10 protein-coding genes are annotated in these 15,034 nt (G+C 60.7%); 2 read left to right on the top strand and 8 right to left on the bottom strand.

Features of this window, described 5'->3' with window-relative positions; all coding sequences use genetic code 11:
- Positions 1–51: 51 nt before the first annotated feature.
- From CLV84_RS09660 to CLV84_RS09640, 5 genes are all read right to left on the bottom strand, one after another.
- Positions 52–720, bottom strand: coding sequence for a hypothetical protein (locus tag CLV84_RS09660; RefSeq protein WP_170067648.1), 669 nt, complete (start codon positions 718–720; stop codon positions 52–54).
- A gap of 695 nt (positions 721–1,415) precedes the next feature.
- Positions 1,416–1,829, bottom strand: coding sequence for a hypothetical protein (locus CLV84_RS09655; RefSeq protein ID WP_146088769.1), 414 nt, complete (start codon positions 1,827–1,829; stop codon positions 1,416–1,418).
- Positions 1,830–1,912: 83 nt separating this feature from the next.
- Positions 1,913–2,347, bottom strand: coding sequence for a hypothetical protein (locus tag CLV84_RS09650; RefSeq protein ID WP_146088768.1), 435 nt, complete (start codon positions 2,345–2,347; stop codon positions 1,913–1,915).
- A gap of 6 nt (positions 2,348–2,353) precedes the next feature.
- On the bottom strand, positions 2,354–4,438 hold the full coding sequence (locus tag CLV84_RS09645) for a glycoside hydrolase family 43 protein (protein WP_104419589.1): 2,085 nt from the start codon (positions 4,436–4,438) through the stop codon (positions 2,354–2,356).
- 109 nt (positions 4,439–4,547) lie between these two features.
- Positions 4,548–6,734: an alpha-L-rhamnosidase-related protein gene (locus CLV84_RS09640; protein WP_104419588.1), complete on the bottom strand. Its 2,187-nt coding sequence runs from the start codon at positions 6,732–6,734 to the stop codon at positions 4,548–4,550.
- Between the two features lie 167 nt (positions 6,735–6,901).
- Between CLV84_RS09640 and CLV84_RS09635 the strand changes: the two genes are divergently transcribed.
- Positions 6,902–8,938 (top strand): YncE family protein, encoded by a 2,037-nt coding sequence (locus tag CLV84_RS09635; protein ID WP_104419587.1) that lies wholly within the window; start codon positions 6,902–6,904, stop codon positions 8,936–8,938.
- A gap of 200 nt (positions 8,939–9,138) precedes the next feature.
- Here the strand turns inward: CLV84_RS09635 and CLV84_RS09630 are convergent, their stop codons facing one another.
- The 3 genes from CLV84_RS09630 to CLV84_RS09620 all read right to left on the bottom strand — a co-directional run bounded on the left by CLV84_RS09630 (position 9,139) and on the right by CLV84_RS09620 (position 11,926).
- Complete coding sequence (locus CLV84_RS09630; protein WP_104419586.1) at positions 9,139–9,636, bottom strand: GNAT family N-acetyltransferase; 498 nt, start codon at positions 9,634–9,636, stop codon at positions 9,139–9,141.
- A gap of 57 nt (positions 9,637–9,693) precedes the next feature.
- On the bottom strand, positions 9,694–11,073 hold the full coding sequence (locus CLV84_RS09625; RefSeq protein WP_104419585.1) for a purple acid phosphatase family protein: 1,380 nt from the start codon (positions 11,071–11,073) through the stop codon (positions 9,694–9,696).
- 181 nt (positions 11,074–11,254) lie between these two features.
- Positions 11,255–11,926, bottom strand: coding sequence for a hypothetical protein (locus CLV84_RS09620; RefSeq protein ID WP_104419584.1), 672 nt, complete (start codon positions 11,924–11,926; stop codon positions 11,255–11,257).
- A gap of 170 nt (positions 11,927–12,096) precedes the next feature.
- On the opposite strand from CLV84_RS09620, the gene CLV84_RS09615 reads away from it, so the two are divergent.
- Complete coding sequence (locus CLV84_RS09615) at positions 12,097–14,889, top strand: helix-turn-helix and ligand-binding sensor domain-containing protein (protein WP_104419583.1); 2,793 nt, start codon at positions 12,097–12,099, stop codon at positions 14,887–14,889.
- The last annotated feature ends 145 nt before the right edge of the window (positions 14,890–15,034 follow it).

Raw genomic sequence — 15,034 nt, 5'->3', positions numbered from 1 at the left:
CGGCGGAGCGGGGAGTTGGTTTTGCGCCGGAGCGCGGGGAGCAAGTGTCCCTTAGAAGCAGATGTAGGGCCGTGACCAGGTATAGTACCCCTCGGGTATGATGTACGCTGGCGTGAAAATGAATTCCGCCACGTGACCGCCTTTGGAATTGCCCCACGGATCCGTCACCATCGATTCTTCGCGTTCGTGCAAGTAGGGCGAGAGGGAGGGAATATAGAAGTCACGCTCGGGAGACTCATACAGTAAATTGCGGTGGTCGGTAAATCCTGCTCGAGCCGTGACGCGGGTATTGGCTACCCACCCGAAGTTGGGGGTACTGTAATATTCCTTAGCGATAATCGTATCGATATTTCCCCCCTGATCGTAGCGGAATTCACGCTCTACAACCGGAAGGTACCCTTCCGTTATGTGATCGCTGACTTCCGCCCAGGTCGACATTCCAGTGGGTTGTCCGTCGGTGGCATAATAGAAACTATCAATTTCCAGGCGGCTCTCTTTTTTACGGAGGGATGTATACCAGTTCGGGTAGCGGACCTCCGCTAGTCTGCCTTCCTCGTCGTAACGGTATATCCCTTTAAAATTGATTCCGTAGGTGGGGTAGCGATACGAAGCCGAGTCAATCCGCGCCTGGTTGTAGTGAAAGGTTACGGTTCCACTACCTGACAACTCCGCAAATAACAGCCGACCGTCGTCGCTGTACGTATGGGAGAGCGTATCCACCTCGACCTTGCTTGTATCAGTATATCCGGTTGGTACATTCACGTAGGTCTCCAGGATGCGACAGACGGTCGGGGTTTCGCCTCCCCCTGGACGCGTTCCCTCCCCTTCGGGAACCGGGACCTCTTTTTGACAGGCTACAAGTGCCAACAACGCGAATGCTATTAATCGGTACATATTATTTTTTCTGATCCTCCGGAAGAGGCTTCCACAGGCGCTATACGACATGCAAGGAGTATGATAACCGGTTTAATCGTCTGTCCATTGCCCATACCTGGCTTGGCACCGATCAGACAACGCTTTGCAAATGCGCCAAGCCGACGGGTTTCACAGGGCCATGTGAGAACATCGCTGACCATCCGTGCCCCGGATTAGCCAAATTCCTGTTTCCCATGAGAGCAGCCAAGCGCCAGGGATCTAATGCACCGGCCCCATAGAGAGCTTCACCGAGGAATCACGAAGGGGAAAGTAGAAGTCGCTGCGCGATGGAGGATTTACCGCGGAGGAAAGAAGGACCTAAACTTGCGCGCAGCCATGCAGGAAACCACGAAGTAGCGGCGCAGCCAATCCGTGGCTATCCGTGCCCTAGATCTGTGAAATCTGTGTTTCACAAACCGCGAGCCGCAGGCGAGTCCCGATAGCTATGGGGACGGTAGCTCCCTTGTACGTTGTACCGCAAACTTCAAACATCGTTCTTCCTACCCCGCTTCCACCCGCACCAGCCGCAGCTTATCGCCCTGCCCCACCAGGCTCATCTCCAACCGCTCCTCCGTAAGCTTGGAAATCAAATAGCAGCGATCGGTATCGGGTATGGCCAGGTAGCGCCCATCCCCCGTCGGCTCCACGGCATCGGATACGCCGGGACAGGTACGGCCCACCACGAAGTTCTCGCTGTGCTCGTCGGGTTCGCCCTTGCGCTGGCGGATCATCATATTCCCCTCGAACCGGATGGTCTCCAAGATACTGTCTTCGTTCTTCCAGGTGCCCTGCAACTCTCCAACGGTATTCGTTTTGGACTCCATACCCGCTTCGGCTTCCCGCACGGTCTCGGAAACCTCTCCACAGGCAACGGTCATCAGCAAGGTGAGGCAAATCAGGATTATTCTACGCATGAATCGATCGCTTTGCTCACATAACCGAAAAAAGCGGCGTTTGTGGACTGCTCCCGATCCGTTCCGCCGGACCCCGTGGGATATTAGCGGACGTACCGCAGCGTATTACCGCGCCCTACGTAGCTCATCGCCAGGCTGGTGTCGGTCAGCTCGATGATGTAGTAGCACCGGTTGGCCACGGGCACGCTGAGGTAGCGGCTTTCGTTGTCGGTGACACCGGAATCGGGGGCGTCCGGACAGGTCGGGCCCACTACGAAGCTTTCCGCTTCGCCCGCTGTCTCCCCCTCGTAGGCCATCACCATCCAGGTGTTGTCGAAGAGCAGAGTATGCAGCGAATCGTCCGCGCTGCGCCAAGTGCCCTGCAAGTCGCCGGTGATGCCACTGAGCGGCTCGGGTGGGCCCGTACCAAAAGACACCCGGTCGGCGACCGCCTCCGATCCCCCGCTACAGGCCTGCAACGTAATCAAGATACCGATGAGGAGTAAATGACTTGGTATGCAGGAACGCTTGTTGAACATTGCCCCCTACTGTTTCACCAGTTCCCAGCGGAAACAGGCGCCCCCCCGGCGGTCGGGCCGCGCATCCCGGGCATCGGCCGAGCACAGACTGCCCTGGCCGGGGTCGACGGAGAGGTAGCGGTGGTTAGTTAATGACATCAGCATCAGGTCGCCCTGCAGCATGTCGATCCACTGGAAGGTCGAGGCATCACCGGACTCCGTTTCCTCAAGGCGGACCTCCGCCAGCCCCCCGTTGTTCTTGACCGTCACGTAGCGGCCAGTCGCTATCGACTGCAGTGCCACCCGGCCCGGGCCGCGCTCCAGTACACGGAAGTGGGAAAGGCTATCCGCCGCGGCGGGGCTACTCTCCCCGACCGGCCGCAAAAAATTACGCCAGGAAGTGAGCACGCTGCTATCCGCCAGGCTGGTCAGTTGGATTACTTGGTCGTGGGGGATGGGCCGGGTCAGCCCCATACACCGCGGCTCTTCCACCTCAAAGAGGTCGAAGTCAGCGAAACCACCTGCCGACCCGGAAGTATGGTAGTTGAACAGCGTATACCGGACCCCCTGAAAGGTGCGCAGCTGGTAGGGCATGTGGACCGGCGCGCCGATATCGGTGAAGCTTTCTCCGTCTAGGCTGTAGCTAAAGAAAGCGGTGTCGGTATCGAAGTTGGCGTGGGTACGTAGCCAGATGGCGTCCTCCTCCAGCTCGACATCGGTCGTCTCGTCGGTTTGCTGATTGAAGTAGCGTAGGGTGCGTCCTTCTTCCTCCTGTACGACTCCCAGCCAGGCGTACGGCAGGTTTAGCAGGGCTAGTCCGGCCACATCGCCATTCTCCAGTCCGCCCAGTTCGACGCGGGTGGTAGCGATGGATTCCGGGCCGATCCCCCGCTGCGTAAGTGAATTCTTTGCCCGCCAGAAATTCTCCGCCGGGAGGGCGTGCAGGCGCAGAAAGCCCGGGCGTTCCGAAAGGGACCACTTATCTCCCACTGGCACGTGGTTCCACTGCCAGATCTCCTCCAGCTCGGGGCCGCTGAAGTCATCGTCGCGCACGAAGGGAGCCGAGGGCTCTACGGTCACGCCCGTATTCGGTTTTACCCAGCTGCGGGGCGTACGGGTGAGGTTACCCGGTAGGCCGAAGTAGGGCCAGCCATCCTGCCAGGTTACTGGCGATAATCCGGTTACCCGGCCTACCGAGTTGTAGTCCAGCATGGACCACCCCCACCACTCGCCGGACTGGGTCTCGACGATACCTCCCTGGTGCATGGGGATGCAGCCCACGTAGTTCTCGTCGTAGCGCACCACGTCGTAGGGTGCCTCGCCCCGGGTGTTGAAGACGCGCGCCCGCTGCCCGACGCCCATATTCGACTCGGCGCTGATCACGTTGATCTCATAGGGTCCGTAGGGCTCGTCGGCGCGCAGGCACACCTGGTAGCACATCGGCTCGTAGTTCGTATTCGTGATGTAGTACTTGCCGTCGATCTTGTAAATATGACTTCCTTCGCCGGCACCGCTACCACGGGGGACAATCACCCGTTCGGTACCGGGCACCACGTCGAGCAGGTCGTCGGTGAGCTGTACCATCTTCACCTCGTCGTAGCCCCACACCGCATACTTCTTCCCGTCGTCGTCAAACAGTACCGTCAGATCGTGGAGGTCGGCCCGCATCTGCTGCTGCTTCCACGGCCCGGCCGGGTCGGTGGCGGTGAAGACCTGGGTACCCACTCCGTTGACGTTGCTGAAGATGTAGAAGGTCCCCTCGTGGTAGCGAAAGCAGGGCGCCCAAAAGCCTTGGCCGTAGATGTCGCGTCCGTCCTCGAGCCGGAAGGCGGGCCCTTCGTCCAGTCGCTCGGCGGCGTAGGTCAGCAATTCCCAGTTGACCAGGTCGCGGGAGTGCAGCACCGGCAGACCCGGCATCGCGTGCATGGTGGTGCCCGTGAGATAATAATCGTTACCCACGCGGATCATGTCCGGATCCGAAAATTCATCGTGGAAGATGGGATTGGTAAAGGTGCCGTTCCCGTTGTCAGCGGTCCAGGTGCAGTCGTCCGCCTGCGCTACCAGTAGGTAGGGAAGAATAATTATAAAGGTCGAAATAACAATTCTTAGCATGCCGGCTAAGATATGGCACGCTACGGTTTGTCCGGATCGTCTGGTTGACGGGTTGGAAACATTTCATCATTTTGCGCCGGAGCGCAGGAAAGAGGCGCTTCCAGGGACCTTAGCTTTCTACCAATGTCAACCGCATGTAATCCACAAACGCCCGGTTCACCTCCCCGTCCATATTATGGTTCCAGTCTTCGAAGTGCAGCAGGATGGTGTGCTTTCCCTCCGGGAGGTTTACACGGTGGGCATTGGTGTGCCCCCACTTCGACCAGTCGCCCGCTCCCCGTTGGGGGAAGACCACCGTGCCGGTGTAGTGATCGTTGACCGTCAGGCTACGGATGGCGCATTTGTTGTCGGTATTTACCGGCCCGCTGCCATTGGCAAAACGGAAATCGATCAAATAAGCCCCCCCCTTTGCCACATCGACGGTCCATTTTACTTGCCGGTTGTGGGATAGCATCAATTCGATGAAGCCCTTTCCGGTATAATTTTCGCACTTCTCCTCCACCTTTGCGGCCGGCGCGTAAGCTTCGGCCTGGAAGACGAATACCTCCGGCGTCACCAGCACCGGCTGGCTGGCAAAGGCTTCCTGACCGTTTGCATCGACAGCGGCTACCTGGTAAGAAGCGTAGACCGTGGGATCGACCGTATATTTATTCTCCGACGTCTGGCAAAAGAGTTCTTCATTGCGGTACACATGGTAATGGGCGGCCCCGACCACCCGGCTCCACTGCAGTACGTTGCCTACCCGCCCCGCCCAGAGGGTGGGAAGTGACGCCTGATTTTGGACCCGGTGGATAGTGTCGTAGGCAAAATCCTTATTCTCCAATTCGATGTCCACCACCACGTCCCCGACGGCATCGGCCCCGACGAAGGCGACGTCCACCGGTTCACCGTCGATCTTGACGGCTTTGATCCGCTGCCCGTAGCCATGTACGCTGATGGTCACCGTTGCGCCCCGGTATTGGAAATCGGTGAGTGTCCGCGAGCCACGGTAACCCTTGGGGACCGAGGGGGAGAAATACAGCCCGTCCACCCGGAACTCCATCCCCATGAAGACCCGGTACACCATGGCCAGATTGGCCGCGATGCTCCACAGCATCCGGTGAGAATTGATCTCCGTGCCCATGACGCCCCCGCTTTCCGTCACGAGGTTCTCGTAGTTGCTGAGGTAAAGACCGGCCGAACGGTAGATCGCGGCCAGACCGTGCTCCAGGGCCGCACCGTTTCCGGCCCGCGCAGCCGCAAGGTTCCAAAAACCCTGGACGAAAGGCCAGACGCCATTGTTATGGTAGGGGGGCACGTCGGGAATCTGGGGATAGATGCACGACACGCCGAAGGGGGTGAGCGGAGCACGTTCCATAATGGTGGCGGCCTGCTCCGCATCGGCTATGTCAAGTAGGATGCATAATGCTTCCCCCAACGCCTCGAAGCGCGGCGATACGAGCATGTGGTCCCGTCCGTAGAGGTACTGCCCGTAGTAGCCCTTGTCCAGCAGCCAGAGTCGGTCGTTGATGGCCTGCTTCAGGGTAGCGGCGACGGAACGGTATGCTTCCCCATCCTGCCCGAGTAGGTCCGCCATCTCCGCCGCAATCCGATGCGCGCGGTAGTGAACGGCGTTGGTCCCCAGGCAGAGGGATTCGTAGATATCGGTGTTGTCCATCCACCGCGGGTAGGTCTGTTCCCGCCAGTCGAGGAAGGACGACTCGCCCCGGTAAAGACCGGTTTCGGGGTCGGCGAGCGTCTTTCGGTCGTCGTCCAGGGTGGCGGTGATGATGGGGAAGATTTCCTCCAACCAGGCCCGCTCTCCCGTTACTTGGTGCACTTCCCAGGCGGCGAGTACCCAGGTGGTGCGATCGGAAGAGACCGGCCAGGCGCCGCCCGATCCGGTGTCCTGTACGATGCGACCGCGTTTCACCTTGGCCCGCAGGCTGGCCTTGACGGCCTCGGGATTATGGATCGCGAAAGCCAGCAGGGCGCTGTAGCTCACGTCCCGCGTCCATACACCCGACCATTTGGCGCCGGTGCGCAGGGTGCCGTCGCCTTCCACATTGCGGTGGGCTTCTTCCTTCGCCAGATTGAACAGGGCGTCCACGATGGGCTGATCGGATGCGTAGTTCGGGCCGGTGGGGATATCGCTGGCCATCGTCCATTCGGTGCGGGGATCGCGGTCGTCGTGAATGGTTTCGCCGTAGTTGGAACGAAGATGCGTGGGGGAAAGCACCTCCGCGTGAATGTCTCCCTGGACGATTCGATCGGGATGAAGGGAAAATTCCGGAGCGGAATACAGCGGTCGGGACACGAAGAAGCGATTTGGTGAAAAGACACTCCCATATGAAGTGAGCCGGGACTTTGTTCGCGGTCAAGCCCATAGAAGGGTAAAGTTCGGAGGGAAACGTAACGAGGCAACTGCTTCGGTCATAAACCAGATACAACACACTTCCTTACGCTTCACACACCCTTACGATCATGATAACCCCCATTCCCGTCATCACCGGGCTCGGCGGCGCTATTGGCTCCGCTTTCGACCGGGACCGCAACCGCCTTTACTTTACCGAATTCGACGGTAAGCTTTCCCGTCTCGACCTTACGCCCCCCTCCGCGGTGATGGTCCGCAGCAGCGATTCCCAAACCATCGACGGCACCTTTTCCCTCAACCTCGATACCGGGACCAGCGATGCCGGGAACGACATCTTCTGGCGACAGCAAACCTCGGTGGAGCGACAAATGGAGCCCCGGAACGGTGCGCAGCTGGCCTACCTTGGTGCCGTGAGTTACGCCGGTCTCTCGGCCGCCGAGCTCGCCTCACTGACTTACTCCCCGAATCCCATTAACGCTGACAATAACGCGAGCAACCTGCTCACGAACGGAGCGGTATTCGCCGTACGTACCACCGCCGGGAACTACACCAAGGTCCAGGTAATCACGTACGGGTACGATATGACCATTCGCTATCGGACCTACCGCATCCCCAGTGCTTATCAGGTGATCGGCACCGGATACACCCAGCCCGAGGACATTGCGCTGAGTGAAACGGGGACCCACGCCTACGTCACCGAACGAAACGGAAACTTCCTACGGGTCGATCTGGCGAACGCGGACCGGGCCGACGCGACGGTGGTGGCTTCCGGCTTCACGGCTCCCCACCAGATCGCCCTGGATGAACTGCGGGGCTTCGCCTACGTACCGGAGTTTGTGGCCGGCGGTCGATTGTTGCGCGTCGATCTGGCCACGGGCAGTCATACCGTAGTGGCTACCGGCCTGGAGAACGCCGTTGGTCTGGTGCTGGCTGACGACAGTCGCTATGCCTACATCAGCGAACAACCCGCCGCCGGTGGGCGGATTCGCCGCATTGACCTGCAGTCCGGCACCAAGACGACCGTGGCTACCGGTCTCGTTGCCCCGTTCTTCCTGAGTTGGTCGGACGGCGGTGAGGGCGGCCTGCTCTTCACCCAGCGGACCCCGGCCAATCAGGTGTCCCTCCTCGACCTGAGTGATGCCAGTCCGGTCGTTCGCCACATCGCCAACGTACCCAACAACCCATCGAGCGTAGCCGTCATCAACCCCTACCGCCTCTACGTATGCTGCGACGAAGAGATCAGCCGCCTGGATACGGACGCCTCCGTTTTCACGCCCACGGGGCCGATATTTCTCGGTATCGGACACGTACCGGCTGATCGCATTACCGATGGCTACGCGGATACCACCGGTGACCCGGAGTATTTCTACCAGGTAAGGGATTGTCCGTTCGGCGGTACCCTACCGCTCCTGCTTAATCACACGCGCGCCTACAGCGACGGCGCCCGCTACTACAAGCTGCTGGTGGACGGAGCCGAGCCGCGCCAGTCCTTCACCGACCTGAAGTGGAGTGCTTCCAATAATCGGTTCAATAGCCAGACGGTGAACCCTACCTCCTCCGGCTATTACCGGATACGCAGGCCCGGATCACTTTGGTACAACCCCTGGCTGGCCTATCGCCTCAATACGGCGGGAATATCCAACGGAATGCACACCCTTACTTTCCAGCTCTTTGCCACCGCTTCGTCTGCCAGTCCGATGGGAACCTTTTCTTTAGCCGTTCGCATCGACAATACGCTCCCGGAGGCCTCGATCGACAACATCCTCCACCGGTTGCCCGACGGAACCAACGAGGAGATCAATACTTGCGGCATCGTGAACACGGAAACGGACCAGTTTCAATTCCGGATCACCGCCAGGGACGCCGAGGGCCACCTGCGAAGCTGGAAGCTGCATGCCCTGTGGGGAGACAACCGTTCGGTACCGATCGATTCAGCGACTTATGTTCCCAACTCCGCCCGGAATTGGGTCGGGTTGAATAATGCTTTGGTACCGTCCACGCCCTGGGGAGCCACGGTAACCGGGGATCCCACCTCCCGACGCTGTGCCCATACCTTCGACCTTTCCGTATGGGACCGGACCATCAATGGCTACGGATACATCCATCATCGCGGATACCACAAATCCATCACCCTGTTGCTCCCCTGATCGGGGTGGCGGAGCTCCAGCTCCGTCAGGGTCGCGAGCGCAGCGAGCGATAAAGTACGTACCTATACGCCCTGCTACCCGGAATTTCAACTCGTGCGTTCATGTGCCCGGAGCTGGGGCTCCGCGACCCCGCAGAACCACCCGCCTGCCTGCACCCGGGGACACAGCGCGGTCGAAGCCCACGGGTAATCAGCAATACATCAGAGAAACTCAGGCAGCTGGCTGCGCCGCTCGAGCAACACATTGTCCTTCCATATGCCGTCGCGTCGCGCCACCTTTTCCCGGTAGCCGATGCGGCGAAACCCGTGCCGCTGCAGCAGCTCGAGGCTGGCAAGGTTTTCGGGAAAGACGGAAGCCTGCACGGAATAGATTCCCGCCGCCTCGGCGTCCCCCACCGCGGTACGGATGAGTCCCGCGGCAATCCCCTGACGCCGGACTTCCGGATGAACGTAAATGCTGCCCTCGGCGACCCCGCGGTAAGCGGCCCGCTTCGAAATCGGCTTGAGGGCCAGCCAGCCTACCAGGCGGCCCGCCACTTCGGCAACGAGCCTGCAGCGGTCGTGATGGTCAGCGTTCCAATCCGCCCAGGAGGGAGGCTCCACCTCGAAGGTGGCGGTGCCGGCGGCCATGCCCAGTCGGTAGATATCGCGCACGGCCGGCCAGTCGTCCGGCTTCATCGGTCTGATCGTCACATCCATACGCAGGCTATGTAGTGATCGTATGCGGCAAAAGTCCCGGTTCTTCCGGAAACCGCATCAATTCTTCCGCGCCTCATATTCCTCGAAGCGGTTCCGGTACGCCTCCCGCTCTTCGTCGGTGTACTCCTGCTCGTAGCGGGGCGGCAGGGCCAGGCGCTCCGGCACGTCCACGGGTGCCCGGTCGATGAACACGTTCGGCTGGTTACCGGCCTGCTTCCGCAGCTCGAAGGCATCGTACTTTTCACCGGTGACGGTGTAAGCGGTGAACTGCAGCACGTCACCGTCGATCTCGATGAGCTGGTAGAGTTGGGTATTGGAGGCACCGCGCTGCATCCAGGGCTCCATGCTCAGGTCGTACATCTTCGGGCCGCTTACGCTGACCACGTAGATCGGCCCGTCGACCGTGGGCTGCTTACCAGAGCCGATCGGCAGGTTCGTCCCCCGGCCGTAGGTATGGTCATGCCCCTGTAGGACTAGGTCGACCCCGAATTCCTCGAAGATCGGTTGCAGGTTTTCCCGGAGTTCGGTGTTGTCGCGACCGAGCTTACTGGAGTAGACCGGGTGGTGCATGGTCACGACCGTCCAGGTATGGGGGTTATCGCTCAGCAACTTCCGCAACCACGCTATCTGAATCCGGGCCTCGGTGGAGTCGCGCAGAAAGGCCGGGGAGTCGAGCGAGATCACCCGGGTGCCCTGGTAGTCGACGTAGTACGCCGTTTCGGGAAATTCCTCGGGGCCATTCTCCGGCAGGTTGAAGGTCGGCCGCCAGTGGGGAGACAGCTCCTGGTCGCCGAGCAGGTTTCGCCCGTACTCGTGGTTTCCCGGGGTAGCCACGCTGGGCATCGTCCCGTAAATCCACCCCCCGGCGTAGAACCACTCGCCCCATTCGTGGTCGCGGGTAGAGCGATTGATCAGGTCCCCGGCGTGCAATTGGAAATCGGCATCGGGCATTTTCGCGTAGGCGCCCCGGATGGCCCGTGACCACAGACTCTTGATATCGTTCTGGGCATCGCCGAAGTAGAGGAAGGACAGCGGCGCCTCCCCGGCTTCCGCCGTGGTAAAGTGGTTCCATTCGCTCCATTCCAGGCTGTCGCCCACCCGGTAGGCATACTGGGTGCCGGGCGCCAGACCATCCATCGTGGCCGAATGATACCGGGCACCGTTCACGTCGCTCATAAAGGTCTCGCTGCTACCGACGATTACCCGGGCGGTTGCTTCCAGGTCGGGGCCGGGGTTCGCCTCCGTGACCTGGACGTAGGTTTGTTGCGCCGGCAAGGAAGTCCGCCAGTTCACCGCCATACTGGTGGCCGGGGCGGCCGTCAGGTTCAGCATGATCCGGTCGGGTACCGGGGTGGGGGGATAGTAATCGGCGGTGCCCACCTGTCCGCAAAGCCGAAAAGAAGCCAGAAAGACGAAATACAGCGTGCGTAAATACATATATATAAGGTTTGCGGAATCCGGAAGAAGCCCAGGGTTCGTGCGGGTTTACCGGTCGAGATGTGCCGGCCGGATTGTTCGCAAAGGTGGCACGGGCGTATTAACTGGATATTACTTCGGTAGGCCGGCAGCCACCGACTTGCCCGCCCCGGTGGCGTACCGTTCGCCGGGTTGGGGCCGTTCAGGTACGCGATTCAAGTCGTTGCAACAGGGACTGAAGGTACGCCGCACGCCGCCGTACGTCGCCGACCCGGCCGGAAAAAGTATGTACCCGTCCCAGTACCGGTAGCTCCCAGCGCCCCTTTACCAGCCGCATGGCGAACATCAAATTCACGTAGTTGAACAACAAGATGAGGTACGGAACGAAGTCCGTCGGCACCTTTTTCAGCCCGATGCGAACGGCCGTACGCTCGCCGATAATGTAGCTCGTTCCCCGGATCGTGAGGTCGTCGTCGTGCGCTTGGATTAGGGCGAGCAGGCCCCGTAGGTGATCCGCCAGTACCTGCCGCGTCCGATCATGACCGGGGGCGGCCTGGTCCAGCGTGAAGTAGTAGTCGAACAGGGTACCCCCGTGTATAATCATCCGTCCGTGCTTCGGCTCCTCCCCCAGCAGCAAGGCCGAATAATAGGTTAGTTTGCCGCGTTCGACGAGGCCGGGTACGTCAAAGAAGGGAGCCACCACGGTAAGGGTAAGGGCGATGAGCAGCACGGAAAGCACCAGTAGCCCGGGGGAAAGCCAATACAAACCACCGCTGATTATCAGGTTGGGCACCAGGGCGAACAGGGCGAGTTTGACCTGGAACCGGTGACGGGCCGTAGGGGACCGCTCGTAGTATGAATTGATTAAACGCAACTGCCTGCCGTTCGTACTTAGTACCGGGAAGGTACACTAGCGAATGCTTGCCATCAACCTCCCCCGCCGCCGGCTTGAAAAGCCGGGAATGGTCGCAACGACTGCCGTCCGGCGACTTGGCCGCCACGACGACGCTATTCCACTCCGTATCACTGTACCTTCCCCGTCCTATGTTAGTCGTTCGTTTGCTAGGCCCGGTCCTGCTTTTGTTGGCATTTCACCTGCGCGCCGCCGCCCAGGAACTTCCCCCCGTGACTCGTTTCGAGCCGGCGACCTACGGCGCCGGCAGCCAGAACTGGATGGTCGGCCAGGACGAGGACCGCTTCATCTACGTAGCTAATAACGACGGGCTGTTGGAATATAACGGCGCGCAGTGGCACCGCTACCCTTCTCCGAACGAGTCCATTCTGCGGTCCGTGCTGTCCGTCGGCGACCGGGTCTATACCGGCAGTTACATGGAATTTGGCTACTGGGAACGGGAAGCCACCGGCCGCCTGCTTTACCGGAGCCTCTCCGAAGGCGTAGCCACCCAACTGCTGCCCGACGAGCAATTCTGGAGCATCCTGGTGTACGATGAGGCGGTGATCTTTCAGTCGCTTCAGCAGTTTTTCCTGTACCGGCCCGAGAGCGGCGCACTGGTCGTCCTCAGGCCCGGGGGCGGCATCACCAAGACCTTCCGGCTCCGCAACGGCCTGTACTTTACCGGGCCGGAACGCGGACTGTACGCCCTGGAAGGTGGGCAGATCCGCACCCTGCTCCCGCCCGGTTCGGCCAGCGCACCGATCGTCCACCTCTGGGAAGAAGACGGCCAGCTAGTGTACCAGACCGACACCGCGGGCACCTTCGTGCTGGGGGAAGACGGACCGGAATCCCTGGATCGGTTTCCGTTTTTACGCGGCAAACGCATCTACAGCGCCCTGGCCCTACAGCGGGGTGGCCACGCCTTCGGCACGATCTCCAACGGGCTGTACCTGACCGACGACGGGGGCAACCTACTGCACCACATCGACCAGGTAAAGGGACTGACCAACAACACGGTGCTGTCGCTTTTCCAGGATGCCCAAAGCAACCTGTGGGCGGGCTCCGATAATGGGCTTAACTGCATCAACCTTCCTTCCCCCATCCGGAAGTACACCGACCGCAGCGGTCGGGTGGGAACGGTCTACGCTGCGGCCAGGCACGCCGGCCGCCTCTACCTGGGAAGTAACCAGGGGCTCTTTGTGCGGGAATCCGGGGGCGAATTCACCCTGATCCCGGGAACGCGGGGGCAGGTCTGGTCGCTGTTCGCTTACGGGGGCCAGCTCTTCGCCGGTCACGATTCCGGCACCTTCGCGATCACCGGGGGCACCGCCCGACTGATTGCCGACCTGCCCGGAACCTGGACCTTCCAGTCCGTTCCCGGCCATCCGGATTGGCTGCTCCAGGGGAATTACCGGGGCCTTTCGGTGCTGGAACGCGGTCCGGAAGGGTGGCGGCTGCGCAACGCGGTGGAGGGCTTCGACCTGTCGGCCCGCTATTTGGTCCTGCGGCCGGGCGGCGACGCCTACGTCAGCCACGAGTACCGGGGCGTGTACGGGCTGCGGCTCGACCCCGACTACCGGCGGGTGACCGACGTGCAGCACTACGAACAGCCCGCTAAGGGAAAGAATGCGGGCTTGGCTGCCTTCCAGGACAGCGTCTACTACTATTCACGGGAGGGCATTTTCGTGCTTCGCGATTTCCGGTCGGGCTTCGTCCGGTCACCCCACCTAAGCGAGCAGGTAACCGGGGAAGGATACGTGAGCGGGCGGCTTAACGCCACCGACGAGCGGCTTTGGTTCGTCCATGCGGACGGATTGGGGTACTTCCAGCGGGGCGCGTTGCGGGAATCGCTCGGGCGGGCGGACATTGCCCTGGCGGCCGGCCTCATCGACGCCCCCCTCGGCTACGAAAACATCACTCCGATCGGCCGCGACACGCTGCTGATCGGTACGGCCGACGGCTACCTTACGCTAGCCCGAGCCGCCGTTCCCCTTCAACGCCACGAACTCTACCTCACCGGCGTGAGCAGCCAGTCCGGACAGGAAGCATCCCAAGTCCTCGACCTGACCGGTGGCGGCAGCGTGCCGTACGCCGCGCGCAACCTGGCGTTCTCCCTGGCGGTACCGGATTACAGCAAATACTTTCACCCCCAATACCAGTACCGCTTGCGGGGCCTGACCGATACCTGGAGCGAGTGGACGGAGGAAACTACCCTGCGCTTTCCCACCCTGAGCTACGGCAATTACGTACTGGAGGCCCGTTCGGTGCTCGGCCGGCGGATGTCGGAGAATACCGTGGCGTACCCCTTCACCGTTGCCCGCCCCTGGTATGCCTCCTACCCGGCGATCCTGCTATACCTGCTCGGGGCCGCGGCCCTCACCTTCCTGCTCCACCGCTCCTATACCGGGTATTACCGAAAAAAGCAACGGCTCTGGCAGGTGGAAAAAGAACGTGCGATGGCCGCCCGGCAGCGACAGGCCGAGCTCGAAGTGGCCCGACTCAACAACGAGCGACTGCAAGAGGACATCGAGGCCAAGAACCGGGAGGCCGCCCTCTCCACCATGAACCTCGTGAAGAAGAACGAGCTCCTTCAGCAAATCAAGGATGAACTGCTGGCCAGCCGCGATCCGCAGAAAAACATCCGGGAAGTGGTCAAGACCATCGACCGCAACATCGACGAGGCGGAAACCTGGGAACTGTTCCGGGATGCCTTCGAAAACGCGGACCGTGACTTCTTCAAAAAGGTAAAGGAGCGGCATCCCGATCTTACCCCCAACGACCTGAAGCTTTGCGCCTACCTTCGCCTGAATCTCAGCTCCAAGGAGATCGCGCCGATGCTGAATATCTCCCCCCGCAGCGTGGAGGTAAAGCGGTACCGGTTACGAAAAAAAATGGGCCTGGAGCGGGACACCGGGCTGACGGAATACATCCTGGATATTTGAGACCCGGCGGAGGAAATTTTGGTTGCGGCGGGGCGCGGGAGCAATGAAATCACCCCAACAACACCTATACAACACCACAACAAGGCCCTCCCGAAGCTGTCGTGCACTATACCAAACGACGGACGAAAGCTAGTGCCAGTAGGCA

The sequence above is a fragment of the Neolewinella xylanilytica genome (genome assembly GCF_002934605.1).
GTDB lineage: Bacteria > Bacteroidota > Bacteroidia > Chitinophagales > Saprospiraceae > Neolewinella > Neolewinella xylanilytica.
Note: the sequence above shows the minus strand (reverse complement) of the source record. Positions and strands in the feature narration are given on the sequence as shown.

Coding starts and splice junctions, on each gene's coding strand:
- CLV84_RS09635 (WP_104419587.1), top strand. CDS start 6,902: ATGATAACCCCCATTCCCGTCATCACCGGGCTCGGCGGCGCTATTGGC.
- CLV84_RS09615 (WP_104419583.1), top strand. CDS start 12,097: ATGTTAGTCGTTCGTTTGCTAGGCCCGGTCCTGCTTTTGTTGGCATTT.
- CLV84_RS09650 (WP_146088768.1), bottom strand. CDS start 2,347: ATGTTCAACAAGCGTTCCTGCATACCAAGTCATTTACTCCTCATCGGT.
- CLV84_RS09625 (WP_104419585.1), bottom strand. CDS start 11,073: ATGTATTTACGCACGCTGTATTTCGTCTTTCTGGCTTCTTTTCGGCTT.
- CLV84_RS09630 (WP_104419586.1), bottom strand. CDS start 9,636: ATGGATGTGACGATCAGACCGATGAAGCCGGACGACTGGCCGGCCGTG.
- CLV84_RS09645 (WP_104419589.1), bottom strand. CDS start 4,438: ATGCTAAGAATTGTTATTTCGACCTTTATAATTATTCTTCCCTACCTA.
- CLV84_RS09655 (WP_146088769.1), bottom strand. CDS start 1,829: ATGCGTAGAATAATCCTGATTTGCCTCACCTTGCTGATGACCGTTGCC.